The 18,212-nt window shown below is 69.8% G+C and carries 16 protein-coding genes and 4 pseudogenes; 2 read left to right on the top strand and 18 right to left on the bottom strand.

The window, feature by feature from the left end:
- Positions 1–13: 13 nt before the first annotated feature.
- Positions 14–361 (bottom strand): histone-like nucleoid-structuring protein Lsr2, encoded by a 348-nt coding sequence (locus FG385_RS05995; protein ID WP_139095606.1) that lies wholly within the window; start codon positions 359–361, stop codon positions 14–16.
- Positions 362–509: 148 nt separating this feature from the next.
- Positions 510–2,021: a lysine--tRNA ligase gene (lysS, locus tag FG385_RS05990; RefSeq protein ID WP_139095605.1), complete on the bottom strand. Its 1,512-nt coding sequence runs from the start codon at positions 2,019–2,021 to the stop codon at positions 510–512.
- Positions 2,022–2,093: 72 nt separating this feature from the next.
- Here lysS and FG385_RS05985 point away from each other — a divergent pair, with 72 nt between their 5' ends.
- On the top strand, positions 2,094–2,855 hold the full coding sequence (locus FG385_RS05985; RefSeq protein ID WP_139095604.1) for a class I SAM-dependent methyltransferase: 762 nt from the start codon (positions 2,094–2,096) through the stop codon (positions 2,853–2,855).
- 5 nt (positions 2,856–2,860) lie between these two features.
- Here FG385_RS05985 and FG385_RS05980 read toward each other — a convergent pair whose 3' ends face one another.
- From FG385_RS05980 to FG385_RS05950, 7 genes and pseudogenes are all read right to left on the bottom strand, one after another.
- Positions 2,861–3,631: a type III pantothenate kinase gene (locus FG385_RS05980; RefSeq protein WP_139095603.1), complete on the bottom strand. Its 771-nt coding sequence runs from the start codon at positions 3,629–3,631 to the stop codon at positions 2,861–2,863.
- On the bottom strand, positions 3,632–4,126 hold the full coding sequence (gene panD, locus FG385_RS05975) for an aspartate 1-decarboxylase (protein ID WP_139095602.1): 495 nt from the start codon (positions 4,124–4,126) through the stop codon (positions 3,632–3,634).
- A gap of 15 nt (positions 4,127–4,141) precedes the next feature.
- A complete protein-coding gene (gene panC, locus FG385_RS05970; protein WP_139095601.1) occupies positions 4,142–5,017 on the bottom strand; it encodes a pantoate--beta-alanine ligase in 876 nt (291 codons plus the stop codon).
- Positions 5,014–5,916, bottom strand: a pseudogene (locus tag FG385_RS05965) (Rossmann-like and DUF2520 domain-containing protein); the annotation flags it as partial. The pseudogene FG385_RS05965 and the gene panC, both read right to left, overlap by 4 nt.
- Before the next feature lie 142 nt (positions 5,917–6,058).
- Positions 6,059–7,180: a PrsW family intramembrane metalloprotease gene (locus FG385_RS05960; protein ID WP_139095599.1), complete on the bottom strand. Its 1,122-nt coding sequence runs from the start codon at positions 7,178–7,180 to the stop codon at positions 6,059–6,061.
- Between the two features lie 44 nt (positions 7,181–7,224).
- Complete coding sequence (locus tag FG385_RS05955; RefSeq protein ID WP_139095598.1) at positions 7,225–8,814, bottom strand: DUF6779 domain-containing protein; 1,590 nt, start codon at positions 8,812–8,814, stop codon at positions 7,225–7,227.
- Positions 8,815–8,883: 69 nt separating this feature from the next.
- Positions 8,884–9,345, bottom strand: a complete 462-nt coding sequence (locus FG385_RS05950; RefSeq protein ID WP_139095597.1) for a DUF3180 domain-containing protein — start codon at positions 9,343–9,345, stop codon at positions 8,884–8,886.
- Between the two features lie 52 nt (positions 9,346–9,397).
- On the opposite strand from FG385_RS05950, the gene FG385_RS05945 reads away from it, so the two are divergent.
- Positions 9,398–10,321, top strand: coding sequence for a helix-turn-helix domain-containing protein (locus FG385_RS05945; RefSeq protein WP_139095596.1), 924 nt, complete (start codon positions 9,398–9,400; stop codon positions 10,319–10,321).
- Here the strand turns inward: FG385_RS05945 and folK are convergent.
- From folK to FG385_RS05905, 9 genes and pseudogenes are all read right to left on the bottom strand, one after another.
- Positions 10,302–10,802, bottom strand: a complete 501-nt coding sequence (folK, locus tag FG385_RS05940; protein ID WP_139095595.1) for a 2-amino-4-hydroxy-6-hydroxymethyldihydropteridine diphosphokinase — start codon at positions 10,800–10,802, stop codon at positions 10,302–10,304. The two genes, FG385_RS05945 and folK, sit on opposite strands and share 20 nt — an antisense overlap.
- Positions 10,799–11,158: a dihydroneopterin aldolase gene (gene folB / locus FG385_RS05935; protein ID WP_139095594.1), complete on the bottom strand. Its 360-nt coding sequence runs from the start codon at positions 11,156–11,158 to the stop codon at positions 10,799–10,801. Before folB ends, folK begins: the two co-directional genes overlap by 4 nt.
- Positions 11,151–11,951 (bottom strand): dihydropteroate synthase, encoded by an 801-nt coding sequence (gene folP / locus FG385_RS05930; RefSeq protein WP_139095880.1) that lies wholly within the window; start codon positions 11,949–11,951, stop codon positions 11,151–11,153. The genes folB and folP overlap by 8 nt, the downstream gene beginning before the upstream one ends.
- A 35-nt stretch (positions 11,952–11,986) precedes the next feature.
- Positions 11,987–12,331 (bottom strand): annotated as a pseudogene (gene folE, locus FG385_RS34280) (GTP cyclohydrolase I); the annotation flags it as partial.
- A 969-nt stretch (positions 12,332–13,300) separates the two neighbouring features.
- Positions 13,301–13,579: pseudogene (locus FG385_RS34275) on the bottom strand (GTP cyclohydrolase I); the annotation flags it as partial.
- Positions 13,551–15,896, bottom strand: coding sequence for an ATP-dependent zinc metalloprotease FtsH (ftsH, locus tag FG385_RS05920; RefSeq protein ID WP_139095593.1), 2,346 nt, complete (start codon positions 15,894–15,896; stop codon positions 13,551–13,553). The gene ftsH and the pseudogene FG385_RS34275, both read right to left, overlap by 29 nt.
- A 191-nt stretch (positions 15,897–16,087) precedes the next feature.
- Positions 16,088–16,897, bottom strand: coding sequence for an ESX secretion-associated protein EspG (locus tag FG385_RS05915; protein WP_235022409.1), 810 nt, complete (start codon positions 16,895–16,897; stop codon positions 16,088–16,090).
- On the bottom strand, positions 16,894–17,697 hold the full coding sequence (locus FG385_RS05910) for an ESX secretion-associated protein EspG (protein WP_139095591.1): 804 nt from the start codon (positions 17,695–17,697) through the stop codon (positions 16,894–16,896). The genes FG385_RS05915 and FG385_RS05910 overlap by 4 nt, the downstream gene beginning before the upstream one ends.
- Positions 17,694–18,212, bottom strand: a pseudogene (locus FG385_RS05905) (hypothetical protein); the annotation flags it as partial. The pseudogene FG385_RS05905 and the gene FG385_RS05910, both read right to left, overlap by 4 nt.

The following is an 18,212-nucleotide window of genomic DNA, read 5'->3' as shown; positions in this document are numbered from 1 at the left end:
TCGCTCAGGCGTGTCAGTTCTTCTTGTGGTACGCCTCGACGACCTCGGACGGGATACGCCCGCGGTCGGAAACCTGGAAGCCGTTCTTGCGCGCCCACGCGCGAATCGCCTGATTCTGCTCGCGGTCAACCGAAGCGGAGCTGGCGGCGGGCTTGGCGGACGGGCGGCCACCGGCGCGCTTGCGGCCACCGGCGCGGCGCGCGTGCTCGACGTACTGCGCGAGCGCGTCCCGCAGTTCTTCCGCATTTTCGCTGGATAGGTCGATCTGGTAGTTGATCCCATCCAAACCGAACTCGACGGTCTCGTCCGCCTCCGAACCGTCGAGGTCGTCCACGAGGGAGACCAGCACCTTCTGTGCCATCAGTTTTCCTCCTGTTTTGAACTAGCCGCAAAAGTCTGGGTAGACCGAGCACCCCCGGCCAGAAGCCATTGACTACGACATTAATACCCGGAATCGCCGCGCAACGCAAACTTGAGTTTGCATTGCGCGTGTGCGAGCCGCCGGCCGGTTATTCGGGACGCACCAGCGGGAACAGGATCGTCTCCCGGATACCGAGACCGGTGAGCGCCATCAGCAACCGGTCGATCCCCATTCCCACGCCACCGGACGGGGGCATTCCGTACTCCAGGGCCCGGAGGAAATCTTCGTCCAGCCGCATCGCTTCGCTATCTCCCGCCGCGGCCAAACGGGACTGCGCGGTCAGCCTTTCCCGCTCGACGACGGGATCGACCAGCTCCGAGTAACCCGTGGCCAGCTCGAAACCGCGTACGTAGAGATCCCACTTCTCGGCGACCCCGGGCTCGCTGCGATGCTGGCGCGTCAACGGCGAAGTCTCGAGCGGGAAATCACGAACGAATGTGGGTGCGTGCAGCTGATCCCCGACGAGATGCTCCCACAGTTCTTCGACGAGCTTCCCGTGCCCCAGCTTCTGATCCACCTCGATCCCCCTGGCCTCGGCGAATGAACGCAGCTTCTCGACCGAGGTGTCCGGGGTTACCTCTTCGCCGAGCGCATCGGACAACGACCCGTACATCGTGAGCGTCGTCCATTCACCCGAGAGGTCGTAGGGCGTTCCGTCGGCGAGTGTCACTTCGAGCCCACCGAATATCGACGCCGCGGCCTCCTGGACGAGCTCGCGGGTCATCACAGCATTGGTGTCGTAGGTCGCATACGCCTCGTAGAACTCCAACATGGCGAACTCGGGCGAATGCGAAGAGTCGCTGCCCTCGTTCCGGAAGTTACGGTTGATCTCGAAGACCTTCTCGATACCGCCGACCACGCAGCGCTTGAGATACAGCTCCGGCGCGATGCGCATATACAGGTCCATGTCGAACGCGTTGGAGTGGGTCACGAATGGGCGGGCGGCCGCGCCGCCGTGCAGCGTCTGCAGCATCGGCGTTTCCACCTCGATGAACCCGCGCCGCTCGAAGGAATTGCGCAGCGACCGGTTGACGGCGGCCCGGGTGCGGACCACGTCGCGTGCCTTGTCGCGCAGGATCAGGTCGACATATCGCTGCCGGATCCGCGTTTCCTCGCTCAGTTCCTTGTGCGCGACCGGCAGCGGCCGCAGCGCTTTCGCGGTGATCTGCCAGCGGTCGGCCATGACCGAGAGCTCACCGCGCTTGGAGGTGATGACCTCGCCGTGCACGAAAACGTGGTCGCCGAGATCGACCTCCGATTTCCAGTTCGCCAGGCTGTCCTCGCCGACACCGGCGAGGCTGATCATCGCCTGCAACTCGGTGCCGTCGCCTTCGCGCAGGGTGGCGAAACACAGTTTCCCGGTGTTGCGCAGGAACAGCACCCGGCCGGTCACGCCGACGATCTGACCCGTGGCCGTATCGGTGGGCAGATCCGGATATTTCGCGCGGATCTCGGCGAGAGTGTGGGTCCGGGGCACTTCGACCGGATACGGATCGCCGCCCTCGAAGATGATCCGGTCGCGCTTGGCCCGGCGAACCCGCATCTGTTCCGGCAGGTCTTCGTCGGGCGTGGGGCGCCCGGAGGCGGCGGAATCGGTCATACGCCTAGGGTACGAACCCGCCCGTCCGCTAGGCCAACCGGATTACCGTTACCTGCGAATAGTATCGATCGCGTGACCGATCCCACTTCCGCAGATGAGGAACTGTACGCACGACGTGCCCGGTCGTTCGGCGCGCAGGCGAGCGCGTATGCCGAACACCGGCCCGACTACCCGTTGCCCGCGATCCGCTGGGGCCTGCCCGATCGGGCCCGCCACGTCCTGGACCTCGCCGCCGGCACCGGGAAGCTGACCGACGGCCTCCTGGCGCTCGGGCTGAGGGTGACCGCCGTCGAACCGGACCCGGGGATGCGGGCGGAGTTCGAACAACGCCATCCGGGCACCGCCGCGTTCGAGGGCACCGCGGAGCGGATCCCGCTCGGCGAAGGCGCCGTCGACTCGGTGCTGGTGGGGCAGGCGTTCCACTGGTTCGATCTCGACCGTGCGCTCACCGAGATCGCCCGTGTGACGCGCCCCGGCGGCACGGTGGTCGCGCTGTGGAACCACGACGACTTGTCGGTGCCGTGGGTGGCCGAGTTCAGCGAACTGACCAAGACGGGAGTGAGCCGCCGGTTCCTGTGGCAGCGTCCGGACCTGCCCGAGCATCCCGGCTTCGAACCGTTCGAGCGGCGGCAGTTCTCGCACGTCCAGCGGCGTACCGCGGGAACGCTGATCGACACGGTCGCGACGCATTCGCACATGCTGACCGCGCCGGACGAGGAGCGGGAGCAAGTGATCACCCGGCTGCGGGATTTCCTGGCGCGAACCCCGGAAACCGCCCACGGCGAGTTCGACCTGCCGATCACCACCACCGTCCTCCGCGCCGTCCGCAAATAACGCCGTCAGCGGGGGTGGGTGCGGTTGAAGACGAGGCGGAGGCCGTCGAGGGTGAGGTGGGGGGCGTGTTCGGTGATGGTCTCGGATTCGTTGAGGACGAGCGGAGCGAGGCCGCCGGTGGCCAGCACCGCGACCGGGCCGCCTCCGGACAGTTCCTTGACGATCCGCCGGACGAGGCCGTCGACCTGGCCGGCGAACCCGTAGAGGATCCCGGACTGCAGGCATTCCACCGTGTTCTTGCCGATCACCGACCGCGGCGGGACGAGTTCGACCTTCCGCAGCGCCGCCGCGCGGTCCGCCAGCGCGTCGACCGAGATCTCGATCCCCGGCGCGAACGCCCCGCCGAGGAACTCGCCGCGCGCGGAGATCGCGTCGACGTTGGTGGACGTGCCGAAGTCCACCACCACGCACGCCGTCTGGTGCAGGTGATGCGCGGCGAGGGTGTTCACCAGCCGGTCCGCACCGACCTCGCGCGGGTTGTCGACCAGCAGCGGCACGCCGGTGCGAACTCCGGGCTCCACGACGACCTTCGGCACCCGCGCGTAGTAGCGGGCGAGCATCACCCGGAGTTCGCGCAGTACCGCGGGCACGGTCGACAGCGCGCTGATGCCGGTGACATCGTCGGCGTGCGGTCCCAGCAGGCCCCGCATCGTGAGCGCGAGCTCGTCGGCGGTCATCTGCGCGTCGGTTCGCATCCGCCAGTCCCCGAGCAGCTCCGTGCCCGCGTAGAGCCCGAGCGAGATGTTCGTGTTGCCGACGTCGATCGCCAGCAGCACCTAGCTCTCCGAGTGCAAGAGCGCGTCGAGGCGGGCGGCGTCGACGGTTTCGGCGACGGGATAGGCGCCTTCGCGCTCCTGCTGGACGACCACGGTCCCGCTCGTCAGGCCCGAGCCCTCAGGCGCGTACGCCGGGTCCGAACCGTCGTGCTTGATCCGGTTCTCCCTGTCCACGAACAGGATCCGGGGCCGGAAGGACGCCGCCTCGGCCTCGTCCATCTGCGCGTAGGAGATCAGGATGACCAGATCTCCGGGGTGCACCAGATGCGCGGCCGCGCCGTTGATGCCGATGACCCCGCTGTCGGCCTCGCCCGCGATGACGTAGGTCTCCAGCCGGGCCCCGTTGGTGATGTCCACAATGGACACCTGCTCGCCCGGCAGCAGGTCCGCCGCTCTCATCAGCGTCTCGTCGACGGTGACCGAGCCGACGTAGTGCAGATCGGCCTGGGTGACGGTCGCGCGATGGATCTTCGACTTGAGCATCGTGCGGTACATGGGCTCTCCTTTGCCTCAGACGCCGGCGCCGAGCAGGACGGGCAGGTTGTCGATCAGCCGGGTCCGGCTGACCCGTGCGGCGATCAGCAACCGTGCCTGTCCATCGACGGGCGCGGGACCGAGATCGGTTCCACGCAGTTCGAGATAGTCCACGGCGACCTGTGGCCGGGCGGCCAGCGTCTGCCTCGCCGCGGACAACACCGCTTCGGCCCCCTCCTGGCCGGCGTGCGCTCCGGCCGCCAGCGCCGCGGCGAGCACCGCGGCGTCGGCTCGTTGTTCCTCGCTCAGATAGACATTGCGTGACGACAGCGCCAGCCCGTCATGCTCGCGCACGGTCGACACCCCGATCACCTTCGTCGGGATGTTCAGCTCCCGCACCATCCGCTTGACCAGCACCAGCTGCTGGTAGTCCTTCTCGCCGAAGAACGCGTAGTCCGGCGCCACGATGTTGAGCAGCTTCGACACCACGGTCAGCACGCCGCTGAAATGCCCCGGCCGCGCGGCGCCTTCGAGCTCGTCCCCGAGCGGACCCGGGTGCACGGTCACCGAATGCCCCGGCGCGTAGAGGTCGTCGACCTTCGGCACGAACACCAGCTCGGCACCCATCTCGGCAAGCACCTCGAGATCGTGCTCGAGCGGGCGCGGGTAGGCGTCGAAGTCCTCGCCTTCGCCGAACTGCAATGGGTTCACGAAGATCGATGCGCCCACCACGGTGCCCGGCAACCGCTTGGCGCGCCGCAGCAGTTCGCGGTGGCCGTCGTGCAGCGCGCCCATGGTCGGCACCAGCGCGACCTTCCGGCCGACGCCGTGCAGCGCCGAGGTGACCCGGTTGACGTCGTCGGGCGTCTGGAAGACGTTCAACTGCCCGCGACTGAACTTCGGGGTGCTCACGGTTTCTCCGGTTCTTCGAGGAGTTCGGTGATTTCGGCGGCGGCGTCCTTGCCGAGCAGGCCGGCCGCCGAGGCCCGCTCGACGGTCCGCCGGGCGAGCGCGGTGTAACAGGGCCGGACGTCCGGCGCCTCGGCTGCCAGCACGCGCAGATGCTTCCGCACCGTGCCCGTGTCACCACGCGCGACCGGACCGGTCAGCGCGCGGTCGCCGTGGCGCAACGTGTTGTCCAGCGCGGCGGAGAGCAGCGGGCCGAGCATCCGCTCGCCGTTCGCGATACCCGCGCCGGCCAGCAGGTCCAGGCAGTCCGCCACCAGGGTGGTGAGGTGGTTCGCGCCGTGTGCCAGCGCCGTGTGGTACAGCGGCCGCGCGGCCTCGGGGACACGGACGGGATCACCGCCCATCTCAACGGTCAGCGCTTCGCCGACATTCCAGGCGATCTCGTCGCCGGCCGGCGCGGTGACCCCGACACTGCACGCGGCCAGACGCTGCAGGTCCTCCTCGCGCCCGGTGAAGGTCATCACCGGATGCAGGGCGAACACGAGCGCTCCGGCCTCGGCGGCAGGCCGCAGCACGTCTACCCCGTGCGCGCCGGAGGTGTGAATGACGATCTGGCCGGGCCGCCAGCTCCCGGTCGCGGCGAGGCCCGCGACGAGATCGGTGAGCACGTCGTCGGGGACGGCGAGCAGGACCAGATCCGCGGCCGCCACGACCTCATCGGGCGGCAGCATCGGCACACCGGGCAGCAGGCGCTCAGCCCGGTCGTGGGAAGCGGCGGAGATACCGGAAGCGGCGGCGACCGTGTGCCCGGCCCTGGCCAGTGCGGCACCCAGCACGCTGCCGACGCGGCCGGCGGAAACCACGCCGACCCCCAGCCTCGCCGGGCGCGTCATCGCGTACCCCGATGGACGCTCATGAGTGAAAGCTCCTCATTTCGTTCCAGTCCCGCTCTTCGGTCGCGGGTACCGGACGACGGCGCGAGAGTAGCTCGGACAACGGGGATTATTCCGGTCCTGGTGACCAGCTTCACCCGACCTGGGGCCCTCACGCCGGGCTGCTTTCCCCCGCCAGCCTGACGGCCTCGGCCCGGGATGCGCGCAGGGTACCGAGCAGTTCCGCTTCCTTCACGCCGGCGCCGCCGTGGCGACGATTGAGGAACGCGAGTTCGGTCACACTGTTCTGATACTCCGCGACGGCCTTCGCGGCACGCCGCCCGGACTGCCGGCGCGCCTGCCGCCGCCATTCACGGCGGCCTCTCAGGGTGGCCAGCAGGTCGACCTCCGAAGCCGCGATCCAGCGCGCCTTGACCATGTTCGGCAGCGCCGACTCGATGATGCGCTGCTCGCGGCGGCGCTGCAGGATCACCACGAGCACGACCGCGATGAAGATCGGCACCATGATCAGGAAGTAGACGTTGAGGAAGGTCTTCGGACCACCCAGCGTCGCCGCGCCGTTCCACAGCGCGTGCAAGCAGACAGCGGCGAAATACCCGCCCAACGGAGCCAGGATGCGCACCGGGCCGCTGCGCGTGCGCGCCGCGTAGCCGAGCCCGACGCCGGTGAGCGCGGTGAACAGCGGATGGGTGAACGGCGACAGGATCCCGCGCAGCACGAACGCCGCGATCACCCCGGTGCTGGTGCCGTTGCCGAACCCGTAGTCCGCGAACGCCCGGCCGAAGTAGTAGATGTTCTCGGTGAACGCGAAGCCGGCGGCGGTCAGCCCGGCGTAGACGACGCCGTCGATGACCCCGTCGAACTCCTCGCGGCGGCGGATCAGGACCAGGAGCACGAAGGCGCCCTTCGCGGCCTCCTCCACCAGGGGTGCGGAGACCAGCGCCCCTACCCGGCTGCCGTTTCCGTTGCCCAGCAACATGTCCCCGACGGTTTCGGCGGTGTTGTTGATCAGCAGCGCGGTGATCGCGGCGATACAGGCGCCCCAGGCGAACGCGATCATCAGCAGTTTCGCCGGTTCCGGTTCCCAGCGGTCGATCCAGAGCACGGCCGCGACCACGATCGCGACCGGCACCAGCGCCGCGGCGACACCGATGACGACCGCCAGCGGACCGACACGCACCGTGGCGAGCGCAAGCAGGCTCAGCCCGCATACCGCGACCACGATCAGGCCGAGCACGGGCAGCAGAACGGTGATCCTGCGAGAGGCCGACACAGCCCGGCACTTTACGGTGACTCCGCAGAGTCACGGAAATTCGGTCAGCCGTCCGCGCGACGGCGGCGGCGCGGGATCGCGTCGGTGGTGGTGCCGTGTGCGGCGAGGAGGTCGCTCACGGAGCGCCCGGCGGAATGCGATCCGCCGTCGTCCGGCGCGGCGCGGCGCGGCGGAGGCTCGGGCCTCGCGTGGCTTCCCGTTGGCTGGTCGGGTGAAAGCGCTTCCCACGTGGGCGGCTCCCCGTCGGGACGGCGACGGCGCCCGGCGCTCGGCTGCTCCGGTTCGTCCTCGGCACGGCGGCGACGGCCGCCGCCGCGGCCTTCCTGCGCGAGCCGGCGAACCTCCTCCGGGAGCGTCGGGTTCACCGGCGGCGGCAACTCCTCGGCGGGCGGCGGCACCGGCTCGACGTTGGGCCGGGACAGCCCGAACCGCGACTCGGCCGGCTCCGGCTGGACCGGCGGCCGAGGTGGCACCGGCTCCATCCGCGGGCGGGACAGTTCGAACCGCGACTCGGCGGGCTCCGGCCGAGGCGGGACCGGCTCCATCCGCGGCCGGGAAGCCTCGGCCGCGCGCCGCGGCTGCACCGGCTCCATCCGGGGCCGGGAGTCGTCGAACCTCGGCTTGGGCTCCGGCTTCGGGACCGGCACCGCGGGAGCCACCTCTTCATCCTTGGCCAGTGGGGAGTTCCAGGACGCCGTCCAGTCCGCGTCGACAGGCTGCGACAGCTGGGTAGGTTCGTCGGCGGGTTCCGGCGGGCGACGCCGCAGGTCCGACGGGGTGAAACCGGGCCGGGTCGCTTCGGACGAGCCCGCGAACCGCGGCGAAGGCTCCTGTTTCGCGCGCACCTGAGGGTTCACGGCCGTCTGCTGGGCACGTGCCTCGGCGGCGGCTTTCGCCACGTTCGCCGCGGCGTTGCTGCCGCGCCCCGGCCGCACCGGTTCGCTCTTGGCGACGCGGCGAGGCGGCAGATCGAGGGACCGTTCCGGGCGGCGGGGCTCCGGCGCGGCCGGGCGGCCGGCGGGCCGGGCCGGCGGTTTTTCCCGGACGCGATCGACCACCTCCGACGGTCTTTCCTGATGCCGCTCCGGTGCGGCCGTCAGCTGCGCCGGAGTGCGATGCCCGTTCGGACCGGTCTCGACGATCCGTTGCTCCTCGCGCAGCGCACGCATCCGGGTCGCCTGCGCCGTCAGCGACAACCGCTCGAGCAGCACCTCGCCGCCGAACAGGGATTGCAGGTTGTCCCGAAGCGCGGACACCTCGGCGCGCAACGCGTCCAGTTCACCGCGCGAGTCGGCGTGCACCTTCGCCCGGATGTCGTTCTCGACCTCGAGCTCGTACTCGCGCCGGGCCGCGACCTCGCGTTCCAGTTCGAGTTCGTAGACCTCCTGCGCCTTCGCGACCGCGTCTTCGGTGCCGACGGCCTGCTTGCGGTAACGGACCGCGAGGAACGCGCCGACGAGCGCGGCCCACAGGGCGGCGACGATTCCGAGCCGGAGATAGCGGATGTCGTCGGCGAGCACGAGCGCCAGGGTCGCGGCCACGGCGAGGGCCAAGCCGACGACGAACCACGGCTTGCCCAGGAGGCGGCCCCGCGAGTCGTCGCCGGGGTTCTCCCGGTCACTCCCGCCAGTCATGCGGAACACCGTACCCTCCAGTTATCCGTTTGAGATCTGGTCGGTACTTCGAACGGTAGGTTCTCCGCGTTAACCGGTCGAGTGACGATCGGGATCCTGATCACGTTGCTTCGGTGTGCGGCAACACTGTTCAAGCCACAGCGCGGCCGCGATCAGCACGGCGGCGCTGATCGCGCCGATGATCGCCGCCCGCAGATCGCTCGCGGCGGCCGTCACCTCGCTCGCCCGCGGCACCAGCGCGCCTATCGCCCCCAGCCACGCGCCGAGCATCAGCGCGCCGAGCACGGACGAAGCCTTCGCGAGCGCCACCGCGCGGGCGACGCCGATCGCGCCCAGCAGCTGTCCGCTGCGGATGCGCGAGCGGATGGCGAAGGCGAGCACGGTCTCGATCAGCGCGAGCACGAGGAGCGTGACCCCGGCATATAGCGGCATCCGCGGCAGCGAGTTGTAGGCGAACTCGAACGCGAGGTAGGCGAGCACGACGCCGACCAGCCCGGCGATCACGAGCTCGCGAGGCCGCGTGAAGTGCATGAACCAACCGTACCGTGCGAAGCTTGACTCTCCAGCCAGTGGAGACATCAGGATGGATTCCGTGAGCAGGAAGTTCACCATCGGTGAGCTGGCGCGCCGCACCGGCCTGCCGGTCAAGACGATCCGGTTCTACTCCGATGAGGGACTCCTCCCTCCCACCGACCGCACACCCGCGGGCTACCGGCTCTACGACACCCGGTCGCTGGCCCGGCTCGAGCTGATCAGAACCTTGCGCGAGCTGGGCGTCGGCCTGGATGACGTGGCGCAGGTCCTCGAGTCGCGGGTCAGCGTGCCGGCACTCGCGGCCCGGCATCTGGACGCACTCGACGAGCAGATCCGCCGGTTGCGGCTGCGGCGCGCGGTGCTGCGTGCGGTCGTGAAAAGGGAATCCGAACCGGAGGAAGTGAAACTGATGAACAAGCTGGCATCGATGTCCGACGAGGAGCGGGCGCGCCTCGTGGACGAGTTCTGGGACGAGGTTTCCGGCGGCCTGAACGTGGATCCGGAGTTCGCCTCGGGCATGCGTGCGGTGAAACCGAACCTGCCCGACGATCCGGCGCCCGAGCAGGTCGAAGCGTGGGTCGAGTTCGCGGAGCTGATCCAGGACCCGTCGTTCCGCGCCACGATCCGCGGGATGAGCGAACGGCACGCGGCCGAACGCGAAGCGGGTGCGGATCTGAGCCCGTCGGCGGCGCAGCGCGAGCACTGGTTCGAGTGGAACGCACGGGCCCAGGAGTATCTGGACGCGGGTCTGGAGCCTGGTTCGGCGGAAGGTCGCGGCCTGGCCGAGGAGATCGTCCAGGCTTCGGGCGCGCGATCACCCGGTGAGCTGGCCGAACGTATCGAGTCCGGCAGCGATGAGCGGGCCGCGCGCTACTGGCACCTGCTCGCGATCATCAACGGCTGGCAGCCCGTGCCGTGGCACCAGCAGGCGATAACGTGGACGATCGCGGCACTCAGGGCGCTGCCAGCCTGAGCTCCGGGCGGGGGTGCACACCCGCCCGGTCCGCCTCGGGCAGCGCGGACAGGAGTGCGCGGATCGGGCCGTGGCCGGGCAGGACCGCGTCCGGTTCGATCTCCAGCCAGGGGATCAGCACGCTGGCGCGCTCGGGGGTGCCGGGATGCGGCAGCAGCAGTTCGGGGTCATCCGAGCGCACCCCGTCCACGGTCACGACGTCCACGTCGAGCGTGCGCGGGCCCCATCGCAGCTCGCGCACCCGCCCGGCCGCCTGTTCGAAGGACTGCCCGGCGCGCAGCCACGCCCATTCGTCCCGCGCGGGATCGTCCACGACGCACACCGCGTTCAGGAAGTCCGGCTGGTCCTCGACGCCCCACGGTTTCGTTTCGTACACGGTGGACACCGCGACGAGCGCCTCGCCGAGGCCGGTCACCACGGACTTCAGGTGGCCGAGCCGGTCGCCGAGGTTCGAGCCCAGCGAGAGCACCGCGCGGCTCATCGCTCCCGCCGGATGGTCACCGCGACGTCGTCGAAGGTCAGCGGGATCGGCGCGGACGGCTTGTGCACGGTCACCTCGACCGCCCGCAGCCGCCGGTCCTCGAGGACCTCGCCGGCGATCCGGCCGGCCACGCTCTCGATCAGGTCGTACGGTTCGCCGCCGACGATGCCGGCCGCCAACTCCGCCAGTTCGCCGTAATGCAGCGTCTTGGTGAGCTCGTCCGTGCTCGCCGCCGCGGAAAGGTCCAGCCACACCGTGATGTCCACGACGAACTCCTGGCCTTCGCGCTTCTCGTGCTCGAATACGCCGTGCCGGCCGAACACGCGCAGCCCGGTCAGCGTGATCCGGTCACTCATGCCCGCGTCGCCAGGCCGCCGCCACCGCGACGGCGTCGAGCGACGCGCCGACCGAGTGGACCCGCACGCCCCAGGCCCCGGCTGCCGCGGCGAGGGCGGAGATCGCGGCCGTCGCGTCCTCGCGCCCGGAGGGCCGCCTCGGGGTGCCCTCGGCGTCCGCGAGCAGGCGGCCGAGGAACCGCTTCCGGGACGCGCCGACCAGCACCGGGAATCCCATGTCCACAAAGGACGCCAGATTGTGCAGGAGTGCCCAGTCCTGCGGTGCGTGCTTGGCGAACCCGAGCCCCGGGTCGATCACGATGCGCTCGGCCGCGACCCCGGCGGCCAGCGCCGCGTCCACGCGGGCGCTCAGTTCCGCGCGGACGTCCGCGACCACGTCCTCGTACTGGGCGAGGCTGTTCATGTCCTTGCTGTGGCCGCGCCAGTGCATCAGGATCCACGGCGCTTCGGTGGCCGCCGCGACCTTCGCCATGTTCGGGTCGGCGAGCCCGCCCGAGACGTCGTTGATGATCCGGGCGCCCGCGTCCAGCGCCGCTTCGGCCACCGCCGCCCGCGTCGTGTCCACCGAGAGGCGCAACCCGTCCTCGGCCAGCGCCCGGATGACCGGCAGCACGCGATCGATCTCGGTCTGCGCGTCCACCCGCAACGCGCCGGGCCGGGTCGACTCACCGCCGACGTCGATGATGTCCGCGCCGCGCGCCCACATCTCGTGCGCGTGGGCGAGCGCCGAGTCGGCGTCGAGATACCGGCCGCCGTCGGAGAACGAATCGGGCGTGACGTTCAGCACGCCCATCACGACACACCGCCCCGGCGAGGGCAGGGCGGCACTCACCGGCGGCCCTTGATCAACTCCAGGGCTTCCGCCCGCGTGGTGGCCGAAGACTGCAGCAGCCCTCGCACCGCCGAGGTCATCGTGCGGGCGCCCGGTTTGCGGATGCCGCGCATCGACATGCACAGATGCTCGGCCTCGATCACGACGATCACGCCGCGCGGCTTGAGCCTGCGGTCCAGCGCGTCGGCGACCTGCGAGGTCAGCCGCTCCTGCACCTGCGGGCGTTTGGCGTAGAGATCGACCAGGCGCGAAAGCTTCGACAGGCCGGTGACCTTGCCGTGCCCGTTCGGGATGTAGCCGACATGAGCCACACCGTGAAATGGGAGTAAATGGTGCTCGCAGTTATGACTTAAATGCCCCGAAATCAAAAAGGTCGGGTGCGGCTCGCAGGTGAAACTGTAAACGGTGTACGGCTTGGCGCCCGTCGCAACGATCGGACGGACCGATTTCACCTCGACGTATTCGGACTCGATCAGGTCGGTGGCGTAGTCATCCTGCGGGAATCCATGCCGCCGGAACCAACTGTCCGCAACATATAGCCGCGATGCCGTGGTGGTCCTCGGTGAGAATCGAGCGCCGATGACGGTCGCCAGGTCTTCAAGGAACGGAACGTTCGCGCTAACGATAATGCGGCCCGCACTACGCTTCGAACGGAAACCGTCTCCATCGACGTAGCCATCGAGGAAACCGTTGAACGTGGACAGGTCATTCAACACGACCATCGGGAAGCGCTGACGCTGGTGATGCGCGTCGCCGCCGACGTACTGCCTCAGCAGGTCGGCGAGGTACGACGACACGACTCGCACCCGGAAACCAGGTGCCGGACGGTTGAGATACCCGGAAGGCCGGGTCACCGCCTCGACCTTGGCGTCGATACCGAACGCACCGTGCAACGCCTCGGCGAACTTCTTCGCGTAATCACGATCATTGACGATCAGGGACACGTACCGCTCGGCGACCGTGCCATCGGCGCAGACCGAGCCGATCACATACCCGAAGTCATAGCCGAGCGTCGGCTTCCACCGGTCGCGGCACAGCTTCCGGGCAGCCGTCCACTCGATGAACGTGCCCTCGACGTCCTTCGCTTCCATCCAGCCCTTGGGCGTCGCAAGAGGATGGTCCGGGGTAACACGGAAGCTGCCCTCGGACGTCACGACCTCGACCAGATCGCGCGTCTTGTGCGACGTGATCTGCGTCACCGTCGTCTCCTCGACGTTGCCCCCGACCAGGGTCCACAGCTTGTCCCCAACCTGGACGTCGCGCGCCTGCTTCGTGCCGTCAACGGCGTTCACCGTCTGCTTGCTCGGCACGCAGAAGCTATACAGCGGGATGTCCGTGACCAGCACCATCTCTTCGTGGGACTCGTCGAAGGTGCGGTCCAGCACCGAGTCCGGATCGGTGTACAGGCCGGCGAACATCTCCTGATAAGCCCGCGCGACCCGGGCCGGGGTGTCGGCAAGACCGTCCCGATCCGGGTCCTCGCCCACGGCCAGCAACAATTCACGCACGGCCTTCTCGGCGCGTGCCTGATCGAACACCGGCCCGGGCTCGCGGGTCAGCTCACTGTCGATGTTGACCGTCCTGATCATCCGGGTCACGACGGCCCTCGCCCGACCCACCGAACCAGTTACCGCGCTGCTGCTCCTCGCCCGGCTGCTGACGCCACTCCTCCGACGGCGGGCGCCACTGCTGACCGCTGCCCGGCTCGGTCGCCGGCCGCCACCCCGGAGGGGCGCCGTAGTTCGGCGGGCCGCCCTGGCCACCGGACGGCTGCGGCCACTGGCCACTGCCGTTCGCCGGGTTGTACCGGCCGCCGCCGTTCGGACCGCCTGCCGGCGGGGCGTACGGGTTGGCCGCGGGTTCGGGCTGGGTGTACTGCGGCGGGCCGGCGGGCACGTCCGCACCGCCGCGCGCCGTACCGACCGGGGCCGGCGCCGGGCGCGGAGCGGGCTGCTCCTGCGGCGGCGGCCACGGCTCGCCCCGCTCCATCGCCAGCTCGCCCGGGGTCTTGATGGGCGGTTTGTCCGACGGAGTGCGCTCACCGAACTCGTTGAACACGGTGATGTGCGGCCGCTTCTCGACCGTCGCGAAGATCCGCTCGAGGTCCTTACGCTGCAGGGTCTCCTTCTCCAGCAGCTCCCTCACCAGATCGTCGAGGACGTCCCGGTAGGTGTTCAGCACCTCGTAGGCCTCGGTGTGCGCGGTCTCGATGAGCTTGCGCACCTCTTCGTCGATCTCGTGCGCCACCTCGAGCGAGTAGTCGGGCTGGCGGCCCGCGGACCGGCCGAGGAACGGGTCGCCCTGCTCCTGGCCGTACTTCACCGCGCCGAGCCGGGCGCTCATGCCGTACTCGGTGACCATCGCCTTCGCGATCTTGGTGGCCTGCTCGATATCCGAGGACGCGCCGGTGGTCGGCTCGTGGAAGACCAGTTCCTCGGCGGTGCGCCCGCCCAGGGCGAACACCAGCCGCGCGATCATCTCCGAGCGGGTCATCAGCTGCTTGTCGTCCTCGGGCACGACCAGCGCGTGCCCGCCGGTGCGGCCGCGCGGCAGGATCGTCAGCTTGTACACCGGCTCCAGGTCCGGCATCGCCCACGCGGCGAGCGCGTGCCCGCCCTCGTGGTAGGCCGTGATCTTCTTCTCCTTCTCGGAGATGATCCGGCTCTTGCGCGCCGGCCCGCCGATCACGCGGTCGACCGACTCCTCGAGCGCGGCGTCGTTGATCACGTGCCCGTTCTGCCGGGCGGTCAGCAGGGCCGCCTCGTTGATCACGTTGGCCAGGTCGGCACCCGACATCCCGACGGTGCGCTTGGCGAGGGCCTCCAGATCGACGTTCTGCGCAAGCGGCTTGCCCTTCGAGTGCACCTGCAGGATCGCGCGGCGGCCCATCAGGTCCGGCGCGGACACCGGGATCTGCCGGTCGAACCGGCCGGGGCGCAGCAGCGCCGGGTCGAGGATGTCGGGGCGGTTGGTCGCGGCGATCAGGATGATGCCGCCGCGGGAGTCGAACCCGTCCATCTCGACGAGCAACTGGTTCAGCGTCTGCTCGCGCTCGTCGTGCCCGCCGCCGAGGCCGGCGCCGCGCTGGCGGCCGACCGCGTCGATCTCGTCGACGAAGATGATGCAGGGCGCGTTCTGCTTGGCCTGCTCGAACAGGTCACGCACGCGGGAGGCGCCGACACCGACGAACATCTCGACGAAGTCCGAACCGGAGATCGTGTAGAACGGCACCCCGGCCTCACCGGCGACGGCTCGCGCGAGCAGCGTCTTACCGGTACCGGGCGGGCCGTAGAGCAGCACGCCCTTCGGGATCTTCGCGCCGAGCGCCTGGTAGCGCGCCGGGTTCTGCAGGAAGTCCTTGATCTCGTAGAGCTCTTCGACCGCCTCGTCGGCACCCGCGACGTCACCGAAGGTGGTCTTGGGCATGTCCTTGTTGAGCTGCTTCGCCTTGGACTTGCCGAAGTTGAGCACCCGGTTGCCGCCGCCCTGGGCGTTGTTCATCATCCACATCAGCAGCAGGAGCAGCAGGCCCAGCGGGATCATGTAGATCAGCAGCTGGGAGAACCACGACTGCTGCGTCACCGTGGTGGTGAACTTGACGTCCTGCTTGCCGATCAGCTCGTTGTAGATCGTGCCGGTCGCGTCCGCCGGGTACGACGTCATGATCTGGTCGACCTGCTGACCGTCGACGTTGATCTTGTTGTTGAGCGTCAGCTTGAGCTGCTGCTCCTTGTCCTGGAGATTCGCTTCCTTCACATTGTTCGCACTAACCTGTGCGATGGCTTGTGAGGTGGGAACCTGGGTGTAGCCGCGGTCGCTGTTGAAGATCGAGCTGAACGCGAAATAGAGCAGCAGAACCGCGACGATCCACAGAAGTGGGTTCCTGAGCAGGCGCTTCCGGTCCATATGCCTCGGCCGTCCTGGCCTTGACCCTCCCTGGTTAGGCGGTAGATGCTGACATCCGCCGTCACGGTGTACACAACGACTTACGGTGCGCGGGGGACACCCGTTCAACCAGGGTACAGTCCGGTCGAGCTGGACACCCGCGTGAGCCTCCTGCAGCTCAACGGCTGATCACGCCCGAGGGTTCCCGGCGGTCAGGACGCGACGCCGGCGACCATCTCCGACAGCCGCGAACGCAGGGTCTTCGAATCGGCGGGCGCGACCGTCATCCACTCCCGCCCGTCGCCGCCGGCGCGGGAAAGGCTGAGGTAGCGGCCGGTCGAGGTGTCGAACCAGGCCAGCACCGGCGAGCGCCGGCGCCCGTTCAGCTCGCTGCGGCTGTTCGCCGCGAGCTGACCGCCGCGCAGTCGCGGCTGCCCGATGAGCCGGGCGTAGGACTCCCGCGGGTCGGCCACCTGATCGCTCAGCGACGTCCGGCGGCGGGACCTGGTGGGCGCGGCCGCGCCGTCGGGCGTCACGGGAACGCGGTTCGGCGGGATGCCCAGCGCCTCGTCTACGGGCAATGTGATGGAAGCCTCGGTGCCGCGGGCGCCGTGCGGCAGCGACTCGACGACGGTGGAGACCAGGCCCTCGGCGAAGGCCGGGCGCAGCCAGATGCCGTCGGCGGTCTGGGTGGCGATCACCCCGTGGCTGTCGTCGGCGGCGGCGAGAAGGCCGACCGGCGGCGCCTGGTAGTCGGGGATGTGCAGCGCGTCGATGCTCAGCGTGGGCCTGGCGAGCAGGGTGAACCACTCCTCGACCCACGGCTCGAGCCGGCCGAAGTGATCGCGCAGGCCGCGGGCCTTGAGCTCGTTGTCCGCGCGCCGCCGCAGCGACGCGCGCTCGTCCATGGTCGCGCCGTGCGAGCGGATCCGCAGCGGGTACGGCAGCTCACCGAGCCCGGCGGCCTCCCACAGGAAGTCGAAGGTCAGCGGGGTGAAGAACTCTGCCTGGCCCGTGGTCACCATGCTCCTCCCGGCGCCATCGTCGTGCTGGCGGCACCGGAGAGCATCTCATTCAGCCGCTGGCGCAGGGACACGGCGTCCGCGGGGGCGATGGTGATCCAGTCACGCTGGTCGTGCCCGCGACTGGCTTGCGTGAAGTACCGGCCGGACTCGGTGTCGAACCAGCTCAGCACCGGCAACCGGACCTTGCCGGACAGCCGGCCACGGGCGTTCGCGCCGATCTGGCCGCCGCGCAGCCGGGGCTGGGCCTGCAGCCGGGCGAGCGCCTTGCGGTCCTCGTCGGCGCTTACCCGGCCCGAAGCGTCCGGCACCCGCCGTTGCAGGAAGTCCGCACCGGTCCCGGTGAGCAGTTGCTCGAGCGGCACGGTGATCGACTTCTCCGCGCCGCGCGGCGCTCCGGGCAGCAGCGAGACGATCGCCGTCGCCAGTCCGTCGGCCGGGGCCGGGTTGAAGTGAAAGCCCCGCTCGTCGTGCACCGCGAACACGCCCTGACCGCCGAGCGCGGCCGCCACCCCGAGCAGCGGACGCGCGTTCGGCGCCGGCAGGTGCACCGAATCGAGGCTCACCTCCGACCCGGTCAGCACCTCGAAGTAGTTCTCGACGTGCGGCTCTGGGCGGCCCCTGCCGTCCACGACACCCCGGCGGGCCAGCTCTTCCATGGTCTGGCGGCGCAGCCGCGCGCGCTCGTCCATGGTCGCCCCGTGCGACCGGAGCTCGAGCGGGTACGGCAGCTCTCCGGCCCCGAACGACTCCCACAGGAAGTCCAGCTCCAGCGGAGTCAGCAGCTCCGCACGCGTCACTCTTCGTCCTCTTCGCCGGACCAGGCGCCGATGACCGGCTGGGCGGTCGCCACGTTGGCACCGAAGGCCTCGTCGGGATCGGCCTCGACGAGGTACGAGGCACGCTCGTGCTCCTCGTCCTCGGCGCCGCCGTGGGCACCGGCCCCGCCCATCCCGCCCATCCCGGTCGGCGGCGGCGTGTTGGTGCCGCCGATCGTGCCGTTGGCCGACATCATCGGCTGCTGCGGCGCGCCGGCGGCACCGTGGGCCTGCTGCGCCTGTTCGGTGCTCGCGGCCGCAGTCTCGTCCGTATTCTCCTTGGCACCCGACTTGCTGCCGCGCCCGAGCGCGGCCTTGCCGGCGGCCGCACCCAGCCCGGCGCCGGCCAGGCCGAGGCCGACCCCGAGCGCCGCACCGCCGCCACCACCGGAGGGGCTGGTCGGCACCGGCGTCGCATGCGCGGCCGGGGCCACGCCCGCACCGGAAACCGGACCGCCCGGCGCCGGACCGGCCGGCGCCCCGGGGCCGGCGACACT

The sequence above is a fragment of the Amycolatopsis alkalitolerans genome, from assembly GCF_006152065.1.
GTDB classification, from domain to species: Bacteria; Actinomycetota; Actinomycetes; order Mycobacteriales; family Pseudonocardiaceae; genus Amycolatopsis_E; species Amycolatopsis_E alkalitolerans.
Note: the sequence above shows the minus strand (reverse complement) of the source record. Positions and strands in the feature narration are given on the sequence as shown.

Bases quoted from the DNA above. Each gene is read 5' to 3' on its own strand.
- panD (WP_139095602.1), bottom strand. From the start codon at position 4,126: ATGTACCGCACGATGCTCAAGTCGAAGATCCATCGCGCGACCGTCACC.
- FG385_RS05995 (WP_139095606.1), bottom strand. From the start codon at position 361: ATGGCACAGAAGGTGCTGGTCTCCCTCGTGGACGACCTCGACGGTTCG.
- FG385_RS05945 (WP_139095596.1), top strand. From the start codon at position 9,398: ATGGATTCCGTGAGCAGGAAGTTCACCATCGGTGAGCTGGCGCGCCGC.
- FG385_RS05955 (WP_139095598.1), bottom strand. From the start codon at position 8,814: ATGACTGGCGGGAGTGACCGGGAGAACCCCGGCGACGACTCGCGGGGC.
- lysS (WP_139095605.1), bottom strand. From the start codon at position 2,021: ATGACCGATTCCGCCGCCTCCGGGCGCCCCACGCCCGACGAAGACCTG.
- folB (WP_139095594.1), bottom strand. From the start codon at position 11,158: ATGAGTGACCGGATCACGCTGACCGGGCTGCGCGTGTTCGGCCGGCAC.
- folP (WP_139095880.1), bottom strand. From the start codon at position 11,951: ATGGGCGTGCTGAACGTCACGCCCGATTCGTTCTCCGACGGCGGCCGG.
- ftsH (WP_139095593.1), bottom strand. From the start codon at position 15,896: ATGGACCGGAAGCGCCTGCTCAGGAACCCACTTCTGTGGATCGTCGCG.
- folK (WP_139095595.1), bottom strand. From the start codon at position 10,802: ATGAGCCGCGCGGTGCTCTCGCTGGGCTCGAACCTCGGCGACCGGCTC.
- FG385_RS05950 (WP_139095597.1), bottom strand. From the start codon at position 9,345: ATGCACTTCACGCGGCCTCGCGAGCTCGTGATCGCCGGGCTGGTCGGC.